Source organism: Arenibacter echinorum (assembly GCF_003259375.1).
In the GTDB taxonomy this organism is placed as follows: domain Bacteria; phylum Bacteroidota; class Bacteroidia; order Flavobacteriales; family Flavobacteriaceae; genus Arenibacter; species Arenibacter echinorum.
This window is the reverse complement of record NZ_QLLN01000002.1, coordinates 207389-224807: the sequence shown is the minus strand read 5'-3', so window position 1 is coordinate 224807 and position 17419 is coordinate 207389. Positions and strand designations below refer to the sequence as shown.

14 protein-coding genes are annotated in these 17419 nt (G+C 38.6%); 13 read left to right on the top strand and 1 reads right to left on the bottom strand.

Going from position 1 to position 17419, the window contains the following annotated elements; genetic code table 11:
* Positions 1-2 precede the first annotated feature (2 nt).
* Genes LV92_RS04850 through LV92_RS04840 form a run of 3 tightly spaced genes read left to right on the top strand, consistent with a single transcriptional unit; the run spans position 3 to position 1727 of the window.
* Positions 3-386, top strand: a complete 384-nt coding sequence (locus LV92_RS04850; protein ID WP_031445713.1) for a TraR/DksA family transcriptional regulator — start codon at positions 3-5, stop codon at positions 384-386.
* Between the two features lie 35 nt (positions 387-421).
* Positions 422-1042: a DUF4097 family beta strand repeat-containing protein gene (locus tag LV92_RS04845; RefSeq protein WP_146613512.1), complete on the top strand. Its 621-nt coding sequence runs from the start codon at positions 422-424 to the stop codon at positions 1040-1042.
* Positions 1043-1076: 34 nt separating this feature from the next.
* Positions 1077-1727, top strand: coding sequence for a lipoprotein signal peptidase (locus LV92_RS04840; RefSeq protein WP_111622528.1), 651 nt, complete (start codon positions 1077-1079; stop codon positions 1725-1727).
* Here the strand turns inward: LV92_RS04840 and LV92_RS04835 are convergent.
* Complete coding sequence (locus LV92_RS04835; RefSeq protein ID WP_111622527.1) at positions 1699-2259, bottom strand: 5-formyltetrahydrofolate cyclo-ligase; 561 nt, start codon at positions 2257-2259, stop codon at positions 1699-1701. The two genes, LV92_RS04840 and LV92_RS04835, sit on opposite strands and share 29 nt — an antisense overlap.
* A 577-nt stretch (positions 2260-2836) precedes the next feature.
* Between LV92_RS04835 and uvrC the strand changes: the two genes are divergently transcribed.
* The 10 genes from uvrC (at position 2837) to LV92_RS04785 (ending at position 17417) form a co-directional block, all read left to right on the top strand.
* Positions 2837-4624, top strand: a complete 1788-nt coding sequence (gene uvrC, locus LV92_RS04830; RefSeq protein ID WP_111622526.1) for an excinuclease ABC subunit UvrC — start codon at positions 2837-2839, stop codon at positions 4622-4624.
* A 17-nt stretch (positions 4625-4641) separates the two neighbouring features.
* Positions 4642-6897 (top strand): patatin-like phospholipase family protein, encoded by a 2256-nt coding sequence (locus tag LV92_RS04825; RefSeq protein ID WP_111622525.1) that lies wholly within the window; start codon positions 4642-4644, stop codon positions 6895-6897.
* Positions 6898-7147: 250 nt separating this feature from the next.
* Complete coding sequence (gene hppD / locus LV92_RS04820) at positions 7148-8290, top strand: 4-hydroxyphenylpyruvate dioxygenase (RefSeq protein WP_111622524.1); 1143 nt, start codon at positions 7148-7150, stop codon at positions 8288-8290.
* Positions 8291-8716: 426 nt separating this feature from the next.
* Positions 8717-9544, top strand: a complete 828-nt coding sequence (locus tag LV92_RS04815; protein WP_111622523.1) for a DUF3108 domain-containing protein — start codon at positions 8717-8719, stop codon at positions 9542-9544.
* A 1-nt stretch (position 9545) separates the two neighbouring features.
* Positions 9546-10505 carry a tryptophan 2,3-dioxygenase family protein gene (locus LV92_RS04810; protein WP_111622522.1) on the top strand — a complete coding sequence of 320 codons (960 nt, stop codon included), beginning with the start codon at positions 9546-9548 and terminating at the stop codon, positions 10503-10505.
* 7 nt (positions 10506-10512) lie between these two features.
* Complete coding sequence (locus tag LV92_RS04805; protein ID WP_111622521.1) at positions 10513-11781, top strand: peptidoglycan DD-metalloendopeptidase family protein; 1269 nt, start codon at positions 10513-10515, stop codon at positions 11779-11781.
* Position 11782: 1 nt separating this feature from the next.
* Complete coding sequence (pgi, locus tag LV92_RS04800; protein WP_111622520.1) at positions 11783-13420, top strand: glucose-6-phosphate isomerase; 1638 nt, start codon at positions 11783-11785, stop codon at positions 13418-13420.
* Positions 13421-13592: 172 nt separating this feature from the next.
* Entirely contained in the window at positions 13593-16157 is a 2565-nt protein-coding gene (locus LV92_RS04795; RefSeq protein ID WP_111622519.1) for a TonB-dependent receptor, read from the top strand.
* A gap of 92 nt (positions 16158-16249) precedes the next feature.
* Entirely contained in the window at positions 16250-16708 is a 459-nt protein-coding gene (locus LV92_RS04790; protein WP_111622518.1) for a hypothetical protein, read from the top strand.
* Between the two features lie 115 nt (positions 16709-16823).
* Positions 16824-17417: a 3-keto-disaccharide hydrolase gene (locus LV92_RS04785; protein ID WP_111622960.1), complete on the top strand. Its 594-nt coding sequence runs from the start codon at positions 16824-16826 to the stop codon at positions 17415-17417.
* Positions 17418-17419: the final 2 nt, after the last annotated feature.

Below are 17419 nucleotides of genomic sequence, written 5' to 3'. Positions count from 1 at the left end.
TTATGGCCGAAGAATTAAAAGTAAGGTACGCGGATAAGGATTTAAACGAGTTTAAAGTCCTGATCGAAGAAAAAATTGAAAAAGCAAAAAGTCACTTGGAACTTTTAAAGAGTTCTTATATGAATGATGGCAATAATGGAACTGATGATACATCGCCAACATTTAAGGCTTTTGAAGAAGGCTCTGAAACAATGAGCAAGGAAGCAAATACCCAATTGGCCATTCGTCAGGAGAAATTTATAAGGGATTTAAAGAACGCTTTGTTGCGTATAGAGAACAAAACCTATGGTATTTGCCGGGTTACAGGAAAGCTGATCAGCAAAGAGCGACTTAAATTAGTACCGCATGCAACGCTGAGTATAGAAGCGAAAAATATGCAATCTTAAAATTAAAAGCGCCTTTAAGGGCGTTTTTTTATTGTATGAGACTAGTTGCCGTTGTTATCTTCCTAATGGGTAGTTGTATTTTACACGCCCAAAAAAAAGTCGTCAAAACCATTGAAAATCCCAACGTCTCTTTTATTCAGATAGATGGCAAGAATTGTTTTTCCCTTGCTTTGGAAACTGTGGATATTCCAAAAATAACTATTGCGGCTTCAATAGATGGTGAGTATTTACAGGATTTATTGGTAAATGTAAAGCAAGAGGGAGCAACCGTATTGGTCAGTACCGGCTTCCAGCCCAATTTTGTTTTCCCAAACGATAAATTAAGTGCTCACAAGGTTATTTCCATTTCCTTAAAGATTTCAATCCCCAAAAATCTTAATGTTAACGTATACGGTACCAGCACCAATGTTGGCGTTACGGGGCATTATGCCAGCCTAAAAATTAGTTTGTCCGATGGCAAATGCACCTTAAATGGAACGGGGGAAAATGTGGATGTACATACCCAAAGTGGAAATATTGAGCTAATTACAACAAACGCCCAAATTATGGCTTCTACAAAATTTGGCAAAATTAAACGCGAAGGGATTGCCTCTGGAGATGACCATTTTACGCTGAATTCCGTAACTGGAAATATCAGCATAAGGAAAACCGAATAATATGTTTATTTTTGCCGAATCTATTTTTTAAGTAATGAGTTTAAAAAAATCCTTAGTAATCATAATAGCAATTCTTGCTATAGATCAGATAAGCAAAGTATATATTAAGACAAACTTTGTCTTGGGCGAGTCGGTAGATGTCTTTAGTTGGTTCAAGATTTTGTTCATAGAAAACGAAGGTGCTGCTTGGGGAACCAAACTAAGTGATTTACTGCCCATATCCGATGAAGTAGGGAAACTGATACTTACCATATTTCGTTTGTTTGCAATTGTTGGGATAGGATATTGGTTATTTGATACCATAAAAAAGAATTCTTCCAAAACCTTAATATTGGCGGTATCACTTATTTTCGCGGGGGCACTCGGAAACATTTTGGATTCCGTTTTTTACGGTATGATCTTTAATGATAGCTATTCTCAAGTAGCCACGGCATTTTCTTCAGAACCTTATGGCAGTCTTTTTCACGGTAAGGTGGTAGATATGCTCTATTTTCCTATGATAGACTCCGTATGGCCAGATTGGGTGCCTATGGTCGGGGGAAATAATTTCCGTTTTTTCGAACCCGTCTTTAATATTGCGGATACCGCAATAAGCACAGGTGTAGGTATACTAATTGTATTTAATAAAAGTGCTTTTGGGGAAAGTTTGGAAGAAGTCAAAACTGATAAGTCCGATCAGGAGTAACGCAAAAGTTCAGTGGAACATCGTGGGGGTCTATATCCTCAATTTTTTCTTCTGCTTTAAATAGCGAGAGCCCCACCTTAATAACATCGGGTCTGCACTTATTCAGTAGCACATCATAAAATCCTTTGCCGTAACCAACTCTGTGACCTTCTTCGTCAAAAGCCATTAACGGAAGAAAGACAACATCTATTTTTTCAACAGGCACTTCAATTCCGTCTACCGGTTCAGGAATGTTCCAGCGATTTTTTTTTATGGGCGTACTATCGGTGAGTAAATAATTGACAAGGTTTAGGCTATCCACCATTTTCGGAAGTAGTATATTTTTGTCCTTCCCTTGTAAAATGGACATGATAAAACTGGTGTCGACTTCCTTTTTCTCGGTTATGGAAAGGAATAGATGATAATAAGAATAATTCCAAATGGGTAACTGAAGCAGCCGGTTGGCTATCAATAAGCTTGAATCTGATATTGTTTGTGAAGTAAGATTTTCTCTGCGTTCGGAGTAGATTAAACGCAAATCTTTTTTCAACATAAGGGTATTGGTTAAACTCGGGGCTTTGGGGACAGGGTTTAAATAGGAAAACTATTCCTTGGAGGCCACGGCGTAATAAATTTTGAAAAAAAGCATAAGAATTAAATATGTGCCCAAGGTTATTATATAGTTGTCCATGCGTTAATAATTTTAATTTTTCTAAATATAGGTAAAAAATTAATAAATCCTCCACAAAGGGTATCGTTTTATCGATGAAATGCATCATTTTTAACAAATATTTTGGTTTTTGAATTATTTGTTAATAGTATTTCGTTGTTAAATTTTTATAAAAAGCTGTTTATCAGTATATTACAAAATAGTGTACGATAACGTTAATTTTTTGAAATTGTGTATTTAATCGATATTTATTTTTGCCTTATCGAATTTTGTTGGATTGGATGTTGAATTTTAAGTAGTAAAATCCCTTCTTTTTGGTAATGTAATACAATTGTAAAATGAAGGGTTTCCAAAATTTCCCTTCGGAATCGTAACATCGGAGTTAAAAAGCTATATTCTTTGTGTCCTTTGGGAAAAACACAGTAATTTTCCTTACCAAAGAAAAAATTTATCTGAATACATGTCCCATATACCTATAGAAGTACAGTTAAGTTCGCTTCCTGCCAATCCCGGGGTATATCAGTTTTATGATTTAGAGGATAAGATTTTATATGTTGGCAAGGCTAAAAATCTGAAAAAAAGGGTTAGCTCCTATTTTAATAAAACGCACGAACAAGGAAAAACCCGTGTTCTGGTAAAGAAAATAAAAAGTATTAGGCATATAGTGGTGCCTACCGAGTCCGATGCACTGTTGTTAGAGAATAATCTAATAAAAAAATACCGTCCTAGGTACAATGTTTTGCTTAAGGATGACAAGACATTTCCTTGGATCTGCATAAAGAATGAAAAGTTCCCGAGAATCTTCCCTACCAGAAAATTTATCAAGGATGGTTCGGAGTATTTTGGGCCTTATACAAGCATGAAAACCATTCATACACTATTGGACCTGATTAAAAGCGTCTATCCTCTTCGCACCTGCAACTATGATCTTGCACAAGATAAAGTGGGGGCCGGGAAATACAAGGTTTGCTTGGAGTACCATTTGGGTAATTGTAAAGGTCCTTGCGAAGGGTTTCAACTGGAGGAGGAATATAATCGGCAAATACAGGAAATCAGGGAAATTATCAAAGGTAATTTTAAGTCTTCCCTGCACTATTTTAAAAGTCACATGAAATTGTTGGCCCAAGAGATGAAGTTTGAAGAGGCACAGCTTATAAAGGATAAAATAGAGGTTCTGGAGAACTATCAGGTAAAGACCACTATTGTAAATCCCAAGATCAATAATGTGGATGTATTTACCATAATTTCTGATGAGGTTTTTGCCTATGTAAATTTTCTGCAATTGTCCCATGGTTCCATTATACGGTCCCATACTTTGGAAATCAAGAAGAAATTGGATGAAACGGATGAGGATCTGCTCCAATTGGCAATAATTGAAATTAGACAACGCTTCAATTCCCATTCAACAGAGATTTATGTTCCATTTGAGGTTATCTTGGAACCGCACCTAAAAGTGGTAGTACCTAAACTGGGAGATAAAAAAAAGATCTTGGAGCTATCGGAGCGCAACGCCAAATTCTTTAGACAGGATAGGTTTAAGCAGATAAAGATTATTGATCCGGACAGGCATACCAATAGGATAATGGGGCAAATGAAAAAGGATTTGCGACTTTCCATGGAACCCAGGCATATAGAGTGTTTTGATAATTCCAACATCCAAGGTAGCAACCCAGTAGCGGCCTGTGTTGTATTTAGGGATGGAAAACCTTCAAAAAAGGAGTATAGGCATTACAATATTAAGACGGTTGAAGGTCCGGATGATTTTGCTTCTATGGAGGAAGTTGTTTTTAGACGCTATAAGCGACTTTTGGACGAGGAGCAGTCATTGCCCCAACTTATTGTTATTGATGGAGGCAAGGGTCAGCTATCATCTGCCCTTAAAAGTTTGGACGCCCTTGGGTTAAGAAGGAAGATAGCCATTATAGGTATTGCCAAAAGATTGGAGGAAATTTACTTCCCGGAAGATCCTATTCCTCTATATTTGGATAAAAAGTCCGAATCCCTGAAAATAATTCAGCAATTGCGTAATGAGGCCCACAGATTTGGGATAACCTTTCACAGAAACAAGAGAAGTAAGGCAGCCATTAATTCGGAATTGGAAAGTATAGAAGGGATAGGGAATAAAACCGTGGAAGAGTTGTTGAAAAACTATAAATCCGTAAAAAGGATAAAAGAAGCCAGTTTGGAGAATTTGGCCCAAACCGTTGGAATGTCCAAAGCCAAGAAAATATTTGAAACCTTTCATTAAACCACTGTATTAACTATATGCTGAAGTCACTTCTTATATTTTGTGTATTAATTTTTCCATTCCTGGTCCTTTCACAGGAACGGTTGGAAAATAAGGATGTAAAAGTGGGACTGGTCTTGAGTGGAGGTGGTGCTAAAGGGTTGGCACATATTGGTGCCCTGAAGGTTATTGAAGAAGCCGGGGTTAAAATAGATTATGTAACCGGAACCAGTATGGGCGCCATTGTTGGGGCGCTCTACGCTTCGGGATATTCTGCAAACGAATTGGATTCTATTTTTAAAAATACGGATTTCGAGTCATTGATCCAGGATAACGTGCCCAGAAGTGCCAAAACATTTTATGAGAAGGAAGATTCGGAAAGATATGCCCTGACACTTCCGTTCAACAAGTTTAGAATTTCTATTCCCCAAGCCATATCGGGAGGGCAGAGTATTTACAACGAGTTTGTTAGATTATTGTACCATGTTAAGGATGTTGATGATTTTAGTAAACTTCCAATCCCTTTTCTATGTGTTGCCACAGATGTGGAAACTGGGGATCAGATATTGTTGGATAAAGGTTATTTGCCCGAGGCAATTTTAGCGAGTGGTACGTTTCCCTCACTTTTTAGACCCGTAGAAATCAATGGAAGAGTGTTGATTGACGGGGGTGTGGTAAACAACTACCCCATAGGCGAATTGAAGAAGATGGGCGCCGATGTGGTAATAGGAGTGGATGTACAGCATGGGCTGTCCGATAGGGAATCCTTGTTGAGTGCTACGGAAATACTGCTACAGATCAACAATTACAGAACGGTTAGGGATATGCAAAAAAAATCGGCCCAAACAGATATTTATATAACCCCGGATATTAAAGATTACTCGGTAATCGATTTTGACATGGGAAATGTTATAATAGATAGGGGCGAGGAAGCGGCTAGATTGCACATGGGGGAATTGTTGAAAATTGCCAAAGACTCCAATCTTAAAAGGTCAAAGATTTTAGCTGCCGGGATAAAAGATACACTGTTTGTCAATGAATTGACAATCCAAGGGAATTACAATTATTCCAGGGCCTACATTAAGGGTAAATTAAGATTTAATGTAGATGATAAAATCACCTTTAAAAAATTGCAGCAGGGTATCAACAATTTGTCCGCTACCGGAAACTTTAGGGCTATTAAATATGAATTGCTCAATAACGAGGAAGGGGTAGAGTTGCTGTTGAATGTTAAGGAAAATCCTGATAAAATGTTCATTCGCTTAGGGGTTCATTTTGATGATCTGTACAAAAGTGCGGGAATCGTAAATCTGACCAGAAAGAATGTTTTTATGGATGATGACGTAGCCTCGGTAGATTTTATCATTGGGGATAATCTGAGGTACAATTTGGAATATTATGTGGACAAGGGCTTTTATTGGAGTTTTGGGATAAATTCCAGGTTTGACGATTTTAATAAAGAAATTAATTTTGATCTGATAAAATCCAATTTTGATGTCGATAATAGTTCCAATATTAGAAAAATAAACCTAAGCGCCTCAGATCTGACCAATCAGGTGTATTTACAAACCGTAATAGAAGAAGAGTTTGCCTTTGCCATTGGGGTGGAACATAAATTACTGAAATATAGCACTAAAACTTTGGGGCAAATAGACACCACTAGTACGTCTACCGCGGCCAATGCGAGAACCTATTTTGAAAAAAGTAATTATTACAGCACCTATGGGCAGCTAACTTTTGACACTTATGATGATGTTTATTTTCCTACTAAAGGGCTGTTCTTTGACGGGGACTTTCATTTTTATGTCCTATCGTCCGATTTTAACGATAATTTCAAGGAATTTTCAGTAGGCAAGGCAAGAATGGGCGGAGCATTTTCCTTGGCTAGAAACATTTATCTAAACTTGGAAACTGAAGGGGGTTTTAAATGGGGCATATCCCCTATTACCTCCCTTGATTTTGTTTTAGGCGGATATGGGAACCATCTTGTAAATAATTTCGTGCCTTTTTACGGATACGATTTTTTAAGTTTAGTAGGGAACAGTTATGTAAAGGCATATGGCAGGCTGGATTTTGAGTTTGTTCCCAAGAACCATATATTGTTGGCAGCAAATGTGGCCAATGTGGGCGATGACCTTTTTAGAACGGCTGATTGGTTCAAGGCTCCCGAGTTTTCCGGTTATGCACTCGGTTATGGGTTCGAATCCTTTATTGGGCCAATTCAAGTGATTTATTCCTATTCCCCCCAAATTAAGGAAAACCACTTCTTTTTTAGTATTGGTTACTGGTTTTAAATATGGCTTTTGGGTGTTTTTTTTGTAACCTAATGCGCGGCTCTTAACACTTTAAGCCAACATTTATTCCGATATTTGTTAAACAGGATTTTGATTATGCTTCAATTTAGAATTGATATAACTGCCCATCTCAGGGCTATGTGGTAATTTAACGCGAATTGGAAGTTGTCCAGTTTTGTTTTGGCTACTTTCTACCAATAGCTAAGGACTTGGCTACATATCTATTAAATCAATTCAAAAATTTATTACTATGGCAACTACCGATAAAACATCTTTAAAATTAACAAAGGAAAATCTGGAAGCTCAGGATTTTCTGCCACTTCTTGGCACCGACTATGTAGAATTATATGTGGGCAATGCAAAACAAGCGGCATATTACTACATGGCTGCATGGGGCTTTCAACCAGTGGCATATTCCGGATTGGAAACAGGACTAAAAGATAGGGCTTCCTATGTGGTACAACAGGACAAGATTAGGCTGGTATTAACTTCGCCCTTAAAATCCGGAGGGGATATCAATAGGCATATAGATGCCCATGGTGATGGGGTAAAGGTAATTGCATTGTGGGTAGATGATGCCAGGGAGAGTTATGTGGAAACAATGAAACGTGGGGCCGAAAGTTACTTTGAGCCTAGGGCCAAAAGGGATAAAGATGGGGAGGTGGTTACAGCTGGTATCCATACCTATGGTGAAACGGTGCATGTTTTTGTGGAACGCAAGAACTACAAGGGGGCATTTATGCCGGGATTTAGGCCCTGGAATCCTTTTTATAAAGCATCGGATGTTGGATTGAAGTATATAGACCATATGGTAGGTAATGTGGGTTGGAACGAAATGAACAAATGGTGTCAGTTCTACGCCAAAGTAATGGGGTTTGCCCAGTTGGTTTCCTTTGATGATAAAGATATTTCAACTGAGTACACCGCTCTAATGAGCAAGGTTATGAGTAATGGGAACGGCAGAATTAAATTCCCGATCAATGAGCCGGCGGACGGAAAAAAGAAATCCCAAATTGAGGAGTATATAGAATTTTATAACGGTGCAGGGGTACAGCATATGGCACTGGCAACCGACAATATTATTGAAACGGTGAGCGCCCTTAAAAATAGAGGGATCGAGTTCCTGAACGTACCCGCTAGTTATTATGAAGATGTTTTGGACAGGGTTGGTACTATAGACGAGGATTTGGCGCCTTTAAGTGAGCTGGGGATATTAATAGATCGGGATGATGAGGGCTATTTGCTCCAAATCTTTACAAAGCCTATTTTGGATAGGCCAACCATGTTCATTGAAATAATCCAGAGGAAGGGTGCAAAATCTTTTGGGAAGGGAAATTTTAAAGCATTGTTTGAAGCGATAGAGCGGGAACAGGAATCCCGAGGAACGTTATAAAAGGGCCCTTTTCTTAACTTTTTGCCAATTTTGGGTATCTAATTATTAAATAGTGTTAATAGAATCGTTAAAGTAAGTTAAATCTTATTTTTGAAGCGAATCTTGTATTAAATTTGTACTCGTAAGGGGTGGTTCCCTTACAACTTTAAGTATTGGTTTTTCATAATTTAAAGTTTGGTTGGTTATTTAGGAAAAGCCCAGTTTTGCGACTGGGCTTTTTTTGTGGGCCAATTTTTGGAACAAATTTTGTTTAAGTATTATCAAATAAAAGAAAAGTAAAATCGTTTTTATTAATTTTACATGAGTAATGAGGTGTTACATAGGCTATTGCAATTTATCGCCATGGCTATGAAAATCAAGATCGCCTATGAATTTGCTTGGCAGAAAGTACATCGATACCTACTGTAATTAGATCAATTTAAACAGATGAAAAAGATTTGCATTGTACTTGTTTTAATTTTTGGATTTACTATCAATTCCCAGGTTCAACAGCTTCCAAATAAAGGTGGGTTTCATTTGCCTGAGAATTCGGAAAATACATCTGCTTTTAAAATAGGGGAATGGCTAAAGTTTAGGATACATTATGGATTCCTAAATGCCAGTTACGCTACACTTCAGGTAAAATCCCATGAATTGGACGGGGTTCCGGTCTATCATGTGGTCGGGAATGGTAAAACGACCGGTTTTGCCAGTATATTTTTTAAGGTGGATGACACCTATGAAAGCTTTTTTGATAAAAAGGATGGCAAGCCCTATAAATTTATAAGAAAAATTGATGAAGGAGGATATACCAAAGATATTGAGGTGAATTTTCACCACGACAAGGATATTGCGGTATTAAACGATAAAAAAAAGGATAAAAAGTTTAATTTTACCATTCAAGAGGGTATACAGGATTTGGTTTCAGCCTTTTATTTTCTCCGTAACAACTATAAAGTAGAAGAGTTGGTTGAAGGGGAGTCTATTGAATTGAACCTCTTGTATGACGATGACGGAGTTTTTAAGTTTAAGCTTAAGTACTTGGGCAAGGAGGTCCTAAGAACAAAGTATGGTAAAGTAGAATGTTTAAGGTTTAGGCCTTATGTACAATCCGGACGTGTATTCAAGGAACAGGAAAGCTTGTCCCTCTGGGTGTCCAATGACAATAATAGAATTCCCATAAGAATACAGGCGGATTTGAGTGTTGGGTCCATAAAAGCCGATTTAGACGGATACAACGGACTCAAGCATCAATTTAAAATAATAATGGATTAAAATGAATAAAGAGCATATTGATTCCCAGATTTCCAAACTAGAAGAAAAATACAAGGATTCTGGACAAGACTTAAGCTCTTATTTGGACGGACTTTTATATCAGCGATATCTCACTTATTGGGATTACATACATCTAGATACCCTGCTCAGTATCCAAGTACCTCGGACCCATTTTCCGGACGAGGAGATTTTTATAATGTACCATCAGATTACCGAATTATATTTTAAACTTATTCTTCACGAGCAAAAGCAAATTGTGGACGACAAGACCCAGGATGTTGACTTTTTTATAGAGAAGGCAGATCGGATAAATAGTTACTACAAGGTTTTGATATCGTCCTTCAGTGTTATGATAAAGGGTATGCAGCGGGAACAATTTATGCAGTACAGAATGGCACTGCTTCCGGCCAGTGGATTTCAGTCTGCACAATATAGAATGATAGAGCTGTACGCAACTCCCTTGGAAAACTTGGTGCAATTTTCTGAAAGACATAATTTCTCCTCTAATAACACTATTGAGGAATTGTACGAGCATATTTATTGGAAAAAAGGGGCCACAGACGTGGTTACAGGTGAGAAAACATTGACCTTAAAGCAGTTCGAATATCGTTACACGCCCAGGCTGATACGTATAGCCAATGAGGTTAAAAACAGTACTATATACCATAAATACCAGCAATTACCACAGAAAAGTAAGGATAATAAAACCTTGGTTGAAGCGTTAAAAGCTTTGGACGTTAATGCTAATATAAATTGGCCACTGATGCACATGGGGTCGGCATATCGTTATTTGACCAAGGACAATGCACAAATCGATGCTACTGGCGGAACAAATTGGAAGGAATATTTGCCTCCAAGTTTTCAAAAAGTTGTATTTTTTCCGGAATTGTATACAAAACAAGAGTTAAATAATTGGGGAAAACAGTGGGTAGACCATATCTTTAACCCAGAAAAAGTTTAGAATAACAATGCAAAAATATTGGGGCCTAGTTTTTAGTATAGTATTTATTTTCTCATGTAAGGACGACAAACCTGTTACAGACGAAATAGCAGAGGTGGTAACCATAGAAAAACCCGTCGTAGTAAAAGAGTTCGGGTTTAATCTGGACGATTTTGAGGTCTTGAGGGACACCGTCAAAAATGGGGACAGCTTTGGTGAGCTAATGCTGAGGAATAGCGTTGAGTACCCCAAGATTGCAAGAGTTTCAGAACACTTTCGGGATACTTTCGATGTTAGGAAAATAGTTGTTGGCAAACCTTATCTTATTTTGAAGTCCAAGGACACACTTAATAATGCACAGGTATTTATTTATCAAAATGATCCCATTAACTATACTGTGGTCGATTTTAGGGATAGCGTCCTAGCCTATAAGAAAAAGCAAAAGGTAAAATATGTAGAGCGGGAAGCTTCCGGAATTATTGAATCTTCATTGTCGGAAGCAATATTGAAACAAGGCATTGATTACAATGTTACCAATAATTTATCCGAAATTTACGCATGGACCATAGATTTCTTTAGACTTCAGAAAGGGGATAGGTTCAAGGTTATCTACAAGGAAAAATATATCAACGATACTATTTATGCCGGTGCCAGTGGTATAGAAGCAGCCTATTTTGAGCACAATGGTGAGCCATTTTACGCCTTTAATTTTGTGTCCGATTCTACCAAAAACATCAATGACTATTATGACGATCAGGCAAAAAACCTGAGACGTACATTTTTGCAGTCGCCAGTTCAGTTTAGTAGAATTTCTTCCAGATATAATTTAAACAGAAGAATTGCCTATTACGGATATAAGGTAAGGCCACATAAGGGAACGGATTATGCAGCTCCTATTAATACTCCTATCTTGGCAACCGCCAATGGTACCGTTACAGAATCTACAAGAAGAGGTGGTAATGGTAAATATGTCAAAATTCAACATAACGGCACCTATAGTACCCAGTATCTCCATATGAAGAACCAGAATGTGAAGAAAGGTGATTTCGTGAAGCAGGGCGATGTAATAGGTTGGATCGGAATGACGGGTAATACCGGAGGCCCGCACGTGTGCTATAGATTCTGGAAAAATGGGCACCAGGTAGATCCATTAAGGGAAAAATTACCGGCTGCCGAACCCATAGCGGATAGCCTAAAAACTGCTTATTTGGATTTTGTAGGGCCTAAGAAAAGTCAATTGGATTGTATTGAATACATAGAATTACCGGAAGAAGATTTGCTAACACTCAACGACTAACATGGCTTTACAGAATACCGACCCGACCAAAACAGAAGCTTGGAAAAAACTTTCACAACATTATAAAGAGAATACAGATCTTTCCTTAAAGGATTTGTTTGCAAAGGATTCCGATAGGGCTAATAAACATAGCATTCGCTGGAACGAATTCTTCATAGACTTTTCAAAAAACAGGATTACTCAAGATACCCTTCAACTGCTTCTGCAATTGGCAAATGAAGTTGGCTTGAAGGATGCTATCCGGAAACAGTTTGAAGGCGATATTATAAATAAGACTGAAGGAAGGGCGGTTCTTCACACGGCCTTAAGGGCCAAAGAATCGGATGTCATCAAGGTAGATGGGCTAAACATTGTCCTAGAAGTCTACAAGGTGAAACAAAAGATAAAATCTTTTACTGAGTCGGTAATTTCCGGATCTAAGAAGGGATATACAGGAAAAGCCTTTACCGATGTGGTCAATATTGGTATTGGAGGATCGGATCTTGGTCCTGCCATGGTAGTGGAAGCCTTAAAATTTTACGGCAACCATTTAAAAATGCATTTTGTAAGCAATGTAGATGGGGACCATGTTTACGAAACCTTAAAGGGCTTAGATCCTGAAACAACATTGTTCGTTGTGGTTTCCAAGACCTTTACTACCCAAGAAACTTTAAGCAATGCCACGACCATAAAAAAATGGTTTCTAAAACACGCTACCCAGGCAGATGTAGCCAAGCATTTTGCCGCAGTCTCTACCAATGCTGAGAAAATTTCGGAATTTGGAATTGATGCGGATAACGTATTCCCTATGTGGGATTGGGTTGGAGGAAGATTTTCATTGTGGAGTGCGGTTGGACTATCTATTGGCTTGGCAGTGGGATACGATAATTTTGATGCCATGTTAACTGGTGCCAATGAAATGGATCAGCATTTTGCAACTTCCGAGTTTGAAGGGAACATACCGGTAATCCTTGCTCTCATAAGTGTTTGGTACAATAATTTTTACGGTGCCGAGACAGAAGCCATTATTCCCTATACCCAATATTTAAGCAGGTTTTCGGCCTATTTGCAGCAAGGGATCATGGAGAGTAACGGGAAAAGTGTGGACAGGAAAGGAAATAGGGTTACTTATGAAACTGGAACCATTATATGGGGGGAACCAGGAACCAATTCCCAGCACGCCTTTTTTCAATTGATCCACCAAGGGACTAAATTAATTCCTACCGATTTTATCGGGTTTAAGGAATCCCTGCACGGGGACATAGACCATCACAATAAATTAATGGCCAATTTCTTTGCCCAAACAGAGGCGCTAATGAATGGTAAGTCTGCTGATGAGGTTAGAAAGGAATTGGAGGATAAAAAGGTTTCGGAAAAAGAGATTGCGGAAATCTTGACATTTAAAGTTTTTGAGGGAAACAAACCTACCAATACCTTATTAATAGATAGGCTAACTCCCAAGACTTTGGGATCTCTTATTGCCATGTACGAACATAAAATATTTGTTCAGGGCATAGTTTGGAACATATTTAGCTACGATCAGTGGGGTGTGGAATTGGGCAAGCAATTGGCTACTGCCATATTGAACGATATTGAAGGGTCCTCCATTGCGAATCATGATGCTTCTACGTTAAATCTTTTAAATTTATTTAAGAAATAATTGGCAATTTTGCCAATTCCTAATAAACGGTATTAACTTACTGTCTTTCAGGAGTTATTAAGGTTTTTAATGTTAAATTTGCACTTACTAATTTAACATTATAGTAATGTATTGTTGTAAAAATTTACTCACTTTTGCAGCCATTATTTAAAACTAATTAACTCTTAGAAAAATGAAAAAAATGTACTTTGTTATTGCTGCTTTTTTGTTAACGGCAATAGGATTTTCTCAAGGAACTATTACTGGTTCTGTAGTGGATGGTGATTTTGGTGATCCGTTACCTGGAGCGAATATTATGGTTCAGGGAACCACCACTGGGGTTGCCGCAGATTTTGATGGTAACTTCACCATTGAGGTATCCCAGAGTTCTGGAACCTTGGTAATTTCCTATATTGGATTTATTAGCAAGAAAGTAGATTTCACAACAGTCGGCAATATTGGTGCCATATCCCTAAATCCAGACGCACAGGAATTGGAAGGGGTGGTTATAGTAGGCTCCGGAATTATCGATTTGGCCGAGGACAGGCAAACGCCCATAGCAGTGTCTACCATAAAGGCAAGGGAAATCAGGGAGAAAACAGGAAACTGGGATTTACCTGAGTTATTAAAATCTACTCCTTCAGTTCAGAACGTTAAGGGAGGTGCTTTTGGAGACGGCCAAATGTTCTTAAGGGGCTTTGATCAGACCAATACGGCATTCCTTTTAAACGGACAGCCAATTAACGGAATGGAAGATGGAAAAATGTACTGGTCCAACTGGTCCGGAGTATTGGATATTGCCAATGCTGTTCAGGTGCAGAGGGGTTTGGGATCTTCTAAATTGGCCATTTCATCTGTTGGTGGTACGGTAAACATTGTGACCAAAACCTTGGACAAGCGTGAAGGAGGTTTTTTTCAATCTATGATTGGCAATGATAATTATATTAAGACCACCGGATATTACTCAACCGGGATAATGGAAAACGGCTTATCCGTTGCCGCAATGTTGGGACATTGGCAAGGAGATGGTTATGTGGACAATACCGGAGGCCAAGGTCAAACTTATTTCTTGTCCTTTGGGTATGTACCCAATGAAAATAACATCTTCAACTTTATTCTAACAGGTGCTCCTCAGTGGCACGCTGCCGCTGGATCCGATAATCTTAGGACTTTTTTGGATAATGGAAGAAAATACAATTCTTGGAATACTCCAGATGTTAACAGTCCTAATACCTTAAATGGTGGCGCCTACCCAGGAGGTAGAAATATCTATCACAAACCGGTAGCCAACCTTAGCTGGGACTTAACTTTTAGTGATACTGCCTCTTTGTCTACCGTATTGTACGGCTCAATAGGTAGAGGGAGTTTTTCGCAGTTGATAACTAGCTCTGGGGAAGCACTATATGCAAGGGGATCCAATAACAACCACAACTGGGGCGGTTTGGTAACCAACTTTAATAAGCAAATTAATGAAAGCCTTAATTTCAACATTGGTGCCGATGTCCGTTTGTACAACGGTATCCACTTTAGGGATGTAAGGGAGTTTATTGGGGTTAATTCGGTTTCGGCTTCCAGCAATTACAACGGAGGTGCCTATGAACTTACCAATGCCTATGGCGGTATTAATCCTTGGAATATAACCTTTAACCCCAATGATGACCACTCCCAAAGATTTGGTTATGATTATGAGGAAAAGATCAATTACGCAGGGGTGTTTGGACAATTGGAGTATTCCAAAGGTGCTTTTTCTACCTTCTTCCAAGGATCGGTTTCTACACAATCGCATATCAGGGAGGAATTTTTGAACGCGGCCAATGAAGGGCAATCAGAAGAATCAGAAAAAGTAAACAACCCAGGATTTAACGTTAAGGCAGGTGTAGCCTATAACCTATCCAAGCAAAACTCAATATTTGCCAATGCAGGTTACTACTCACGTCAGCCTTATCACAGTGATTTGTATATAGACGATAGAAATTCAAATGAATTGAATCCTTTGGCTACCGAAAATCAGAAGATTACAGGATTGGAAGGTGGATATAAGTTTATGGGCGATATTTTATCGGCCAACCTGAACGTGTATTACACTATTTGGGATAATAGGATACAATATAGCTCTGATGATACCAATAATGATAATATCGTGGACGAGTTTACCCAAACCAGTCCATTGAAACAGGTACATTCCGGTGTGGAATTGGAGGTGTTTTTGCGACCTGCGGACGGGTTGAATTTTCAGGGATTTGTGTCCATTGGTAATTGGGAATACGATGGTAACGTTACCACAACCACCTCTGATGAAAACGGAAATATACTTTCTACAGGAGACACTAGTTATATAGATGGTGTAAAAGTAGGTCAGGCCGCACAGTTTACTGCCGGTATTAGTGGAGATTACGAAATATTGCCTAGACTTAAGCTGGATGCCAACTGGAATCTTTATGACAACTTATACGGTTCTACCCTTTTTGGGGATTCCGAATTTTCAACTGCCAACAACAGAGGTGCTATTAAATTACCTGCCTTTGATACTATGGATGTTGGGCTCTCTTACCGCATGTTGGTTGGGAAGGAAAACAACAAATCCATTCAGTTCCGTTTAAACATTAACAATGTCTTTGATGAGGTATATTTGGAAAGCTCTAGCGATAACAGACATGTTGAAGCTGGAGATGACGTTTGGAACGGTGTAAATACAGATAACCGAGTGAGGTTTGGTTATGGTAGGACCTGGAACGTTAGCATGCGCTACAACTTCTAAGTACCATTAAAGGTAAAAAATGATAACCCCGCTATTTCGCGGGGTTTTTTTATTCCCAAAAATCCTTACATTTATAAATTAAAATAAAAACTATGGAAGATTACGGATTAGCACATCAATGGATTCTCGCCTTACATTCTTATTTTGCCTATGTGGTATTGGCTGTATTGTTTTTAGCTGTGGCCAATGGTATTTTGGGATGGACAGGAAATAAGGATTTTACTCTGAGAAAGGATTTTAGAATTAGCCTCTTTGCGCTTATTTTATCACATCTGCAACTCTTGGTAGGCCTGGTACTCTATTTTGTGTCCTCCAATGGGTTGAATGCCATAAAAACCTTGGGTATGGGCGGGTTAAACTCTGCATCCCGTTTATTGGCCGTAGAACATCCGTTTATCAATATAATTGCTGTCGTCTTTATTACGGTAGGCTGGTCCAAACACAAAAAAGTATTGGAAGGCAAAAGAAAGTTTAAGACTATTACCATTTTTTATGGTTTGGGATTGGTTCTTATCCTTAGCAGAATTCCATGGGCACAATGGCTCAATTAATTAATTGTCTTTGGGTAGATTAATGTTCTTTGGGCACAGGCTGAACTATTGGCCGTTGTATTAATCTTAACAAATTAAAAATATCAATAAATCATAAACCTAATTTATGTACCATATGAAAAATTTAGTAGTTGTTGTTCTGGCCCTTATGGCCATACCGGGGATCTCCCAGGAAATGTCGTTGTTTAATGGCAAAGATTTATCGGGCTGGACGGTCTATGGCACCGAAAAATGGTACGTGGAAGATGGACTGCTTGTTTCTGAAAGCGGACCGGACAAACAATATGGTTATTTGGGCACCGATAAATATTATGATGATTTTGAGCTTACCTTGGAGTTTAAACAGGAAGCCAATGGGAACAGCGGGGTGTTTGTTAGGTCTACTGTAGATGGCACCAAAGTTAGTGGCTGGCAGGTAGAAGTTGCACCCCCGGGCCATGATACTGGAGGTGTTTACGAATCCTATGGCAGAGGATGGCTAATTAAGCCAGATCCTGAAAAGGACAAGGTCCTCAAGGAAGGGGAGTGGAATACAATGAAAATTAAGCTGTCTGGCAATAAATTAACTTCATGGCTTAATGGTACGGAAATGGTGAGTATTACCGATGATAAAATTGGTGAAGGTAAGGGCTCCATTGCCCTTCAGATACATGACGGTGGCGGTATTAAGGTAAAGTGGAGAAATATCAATATTGTTCTTCCGCAATAATT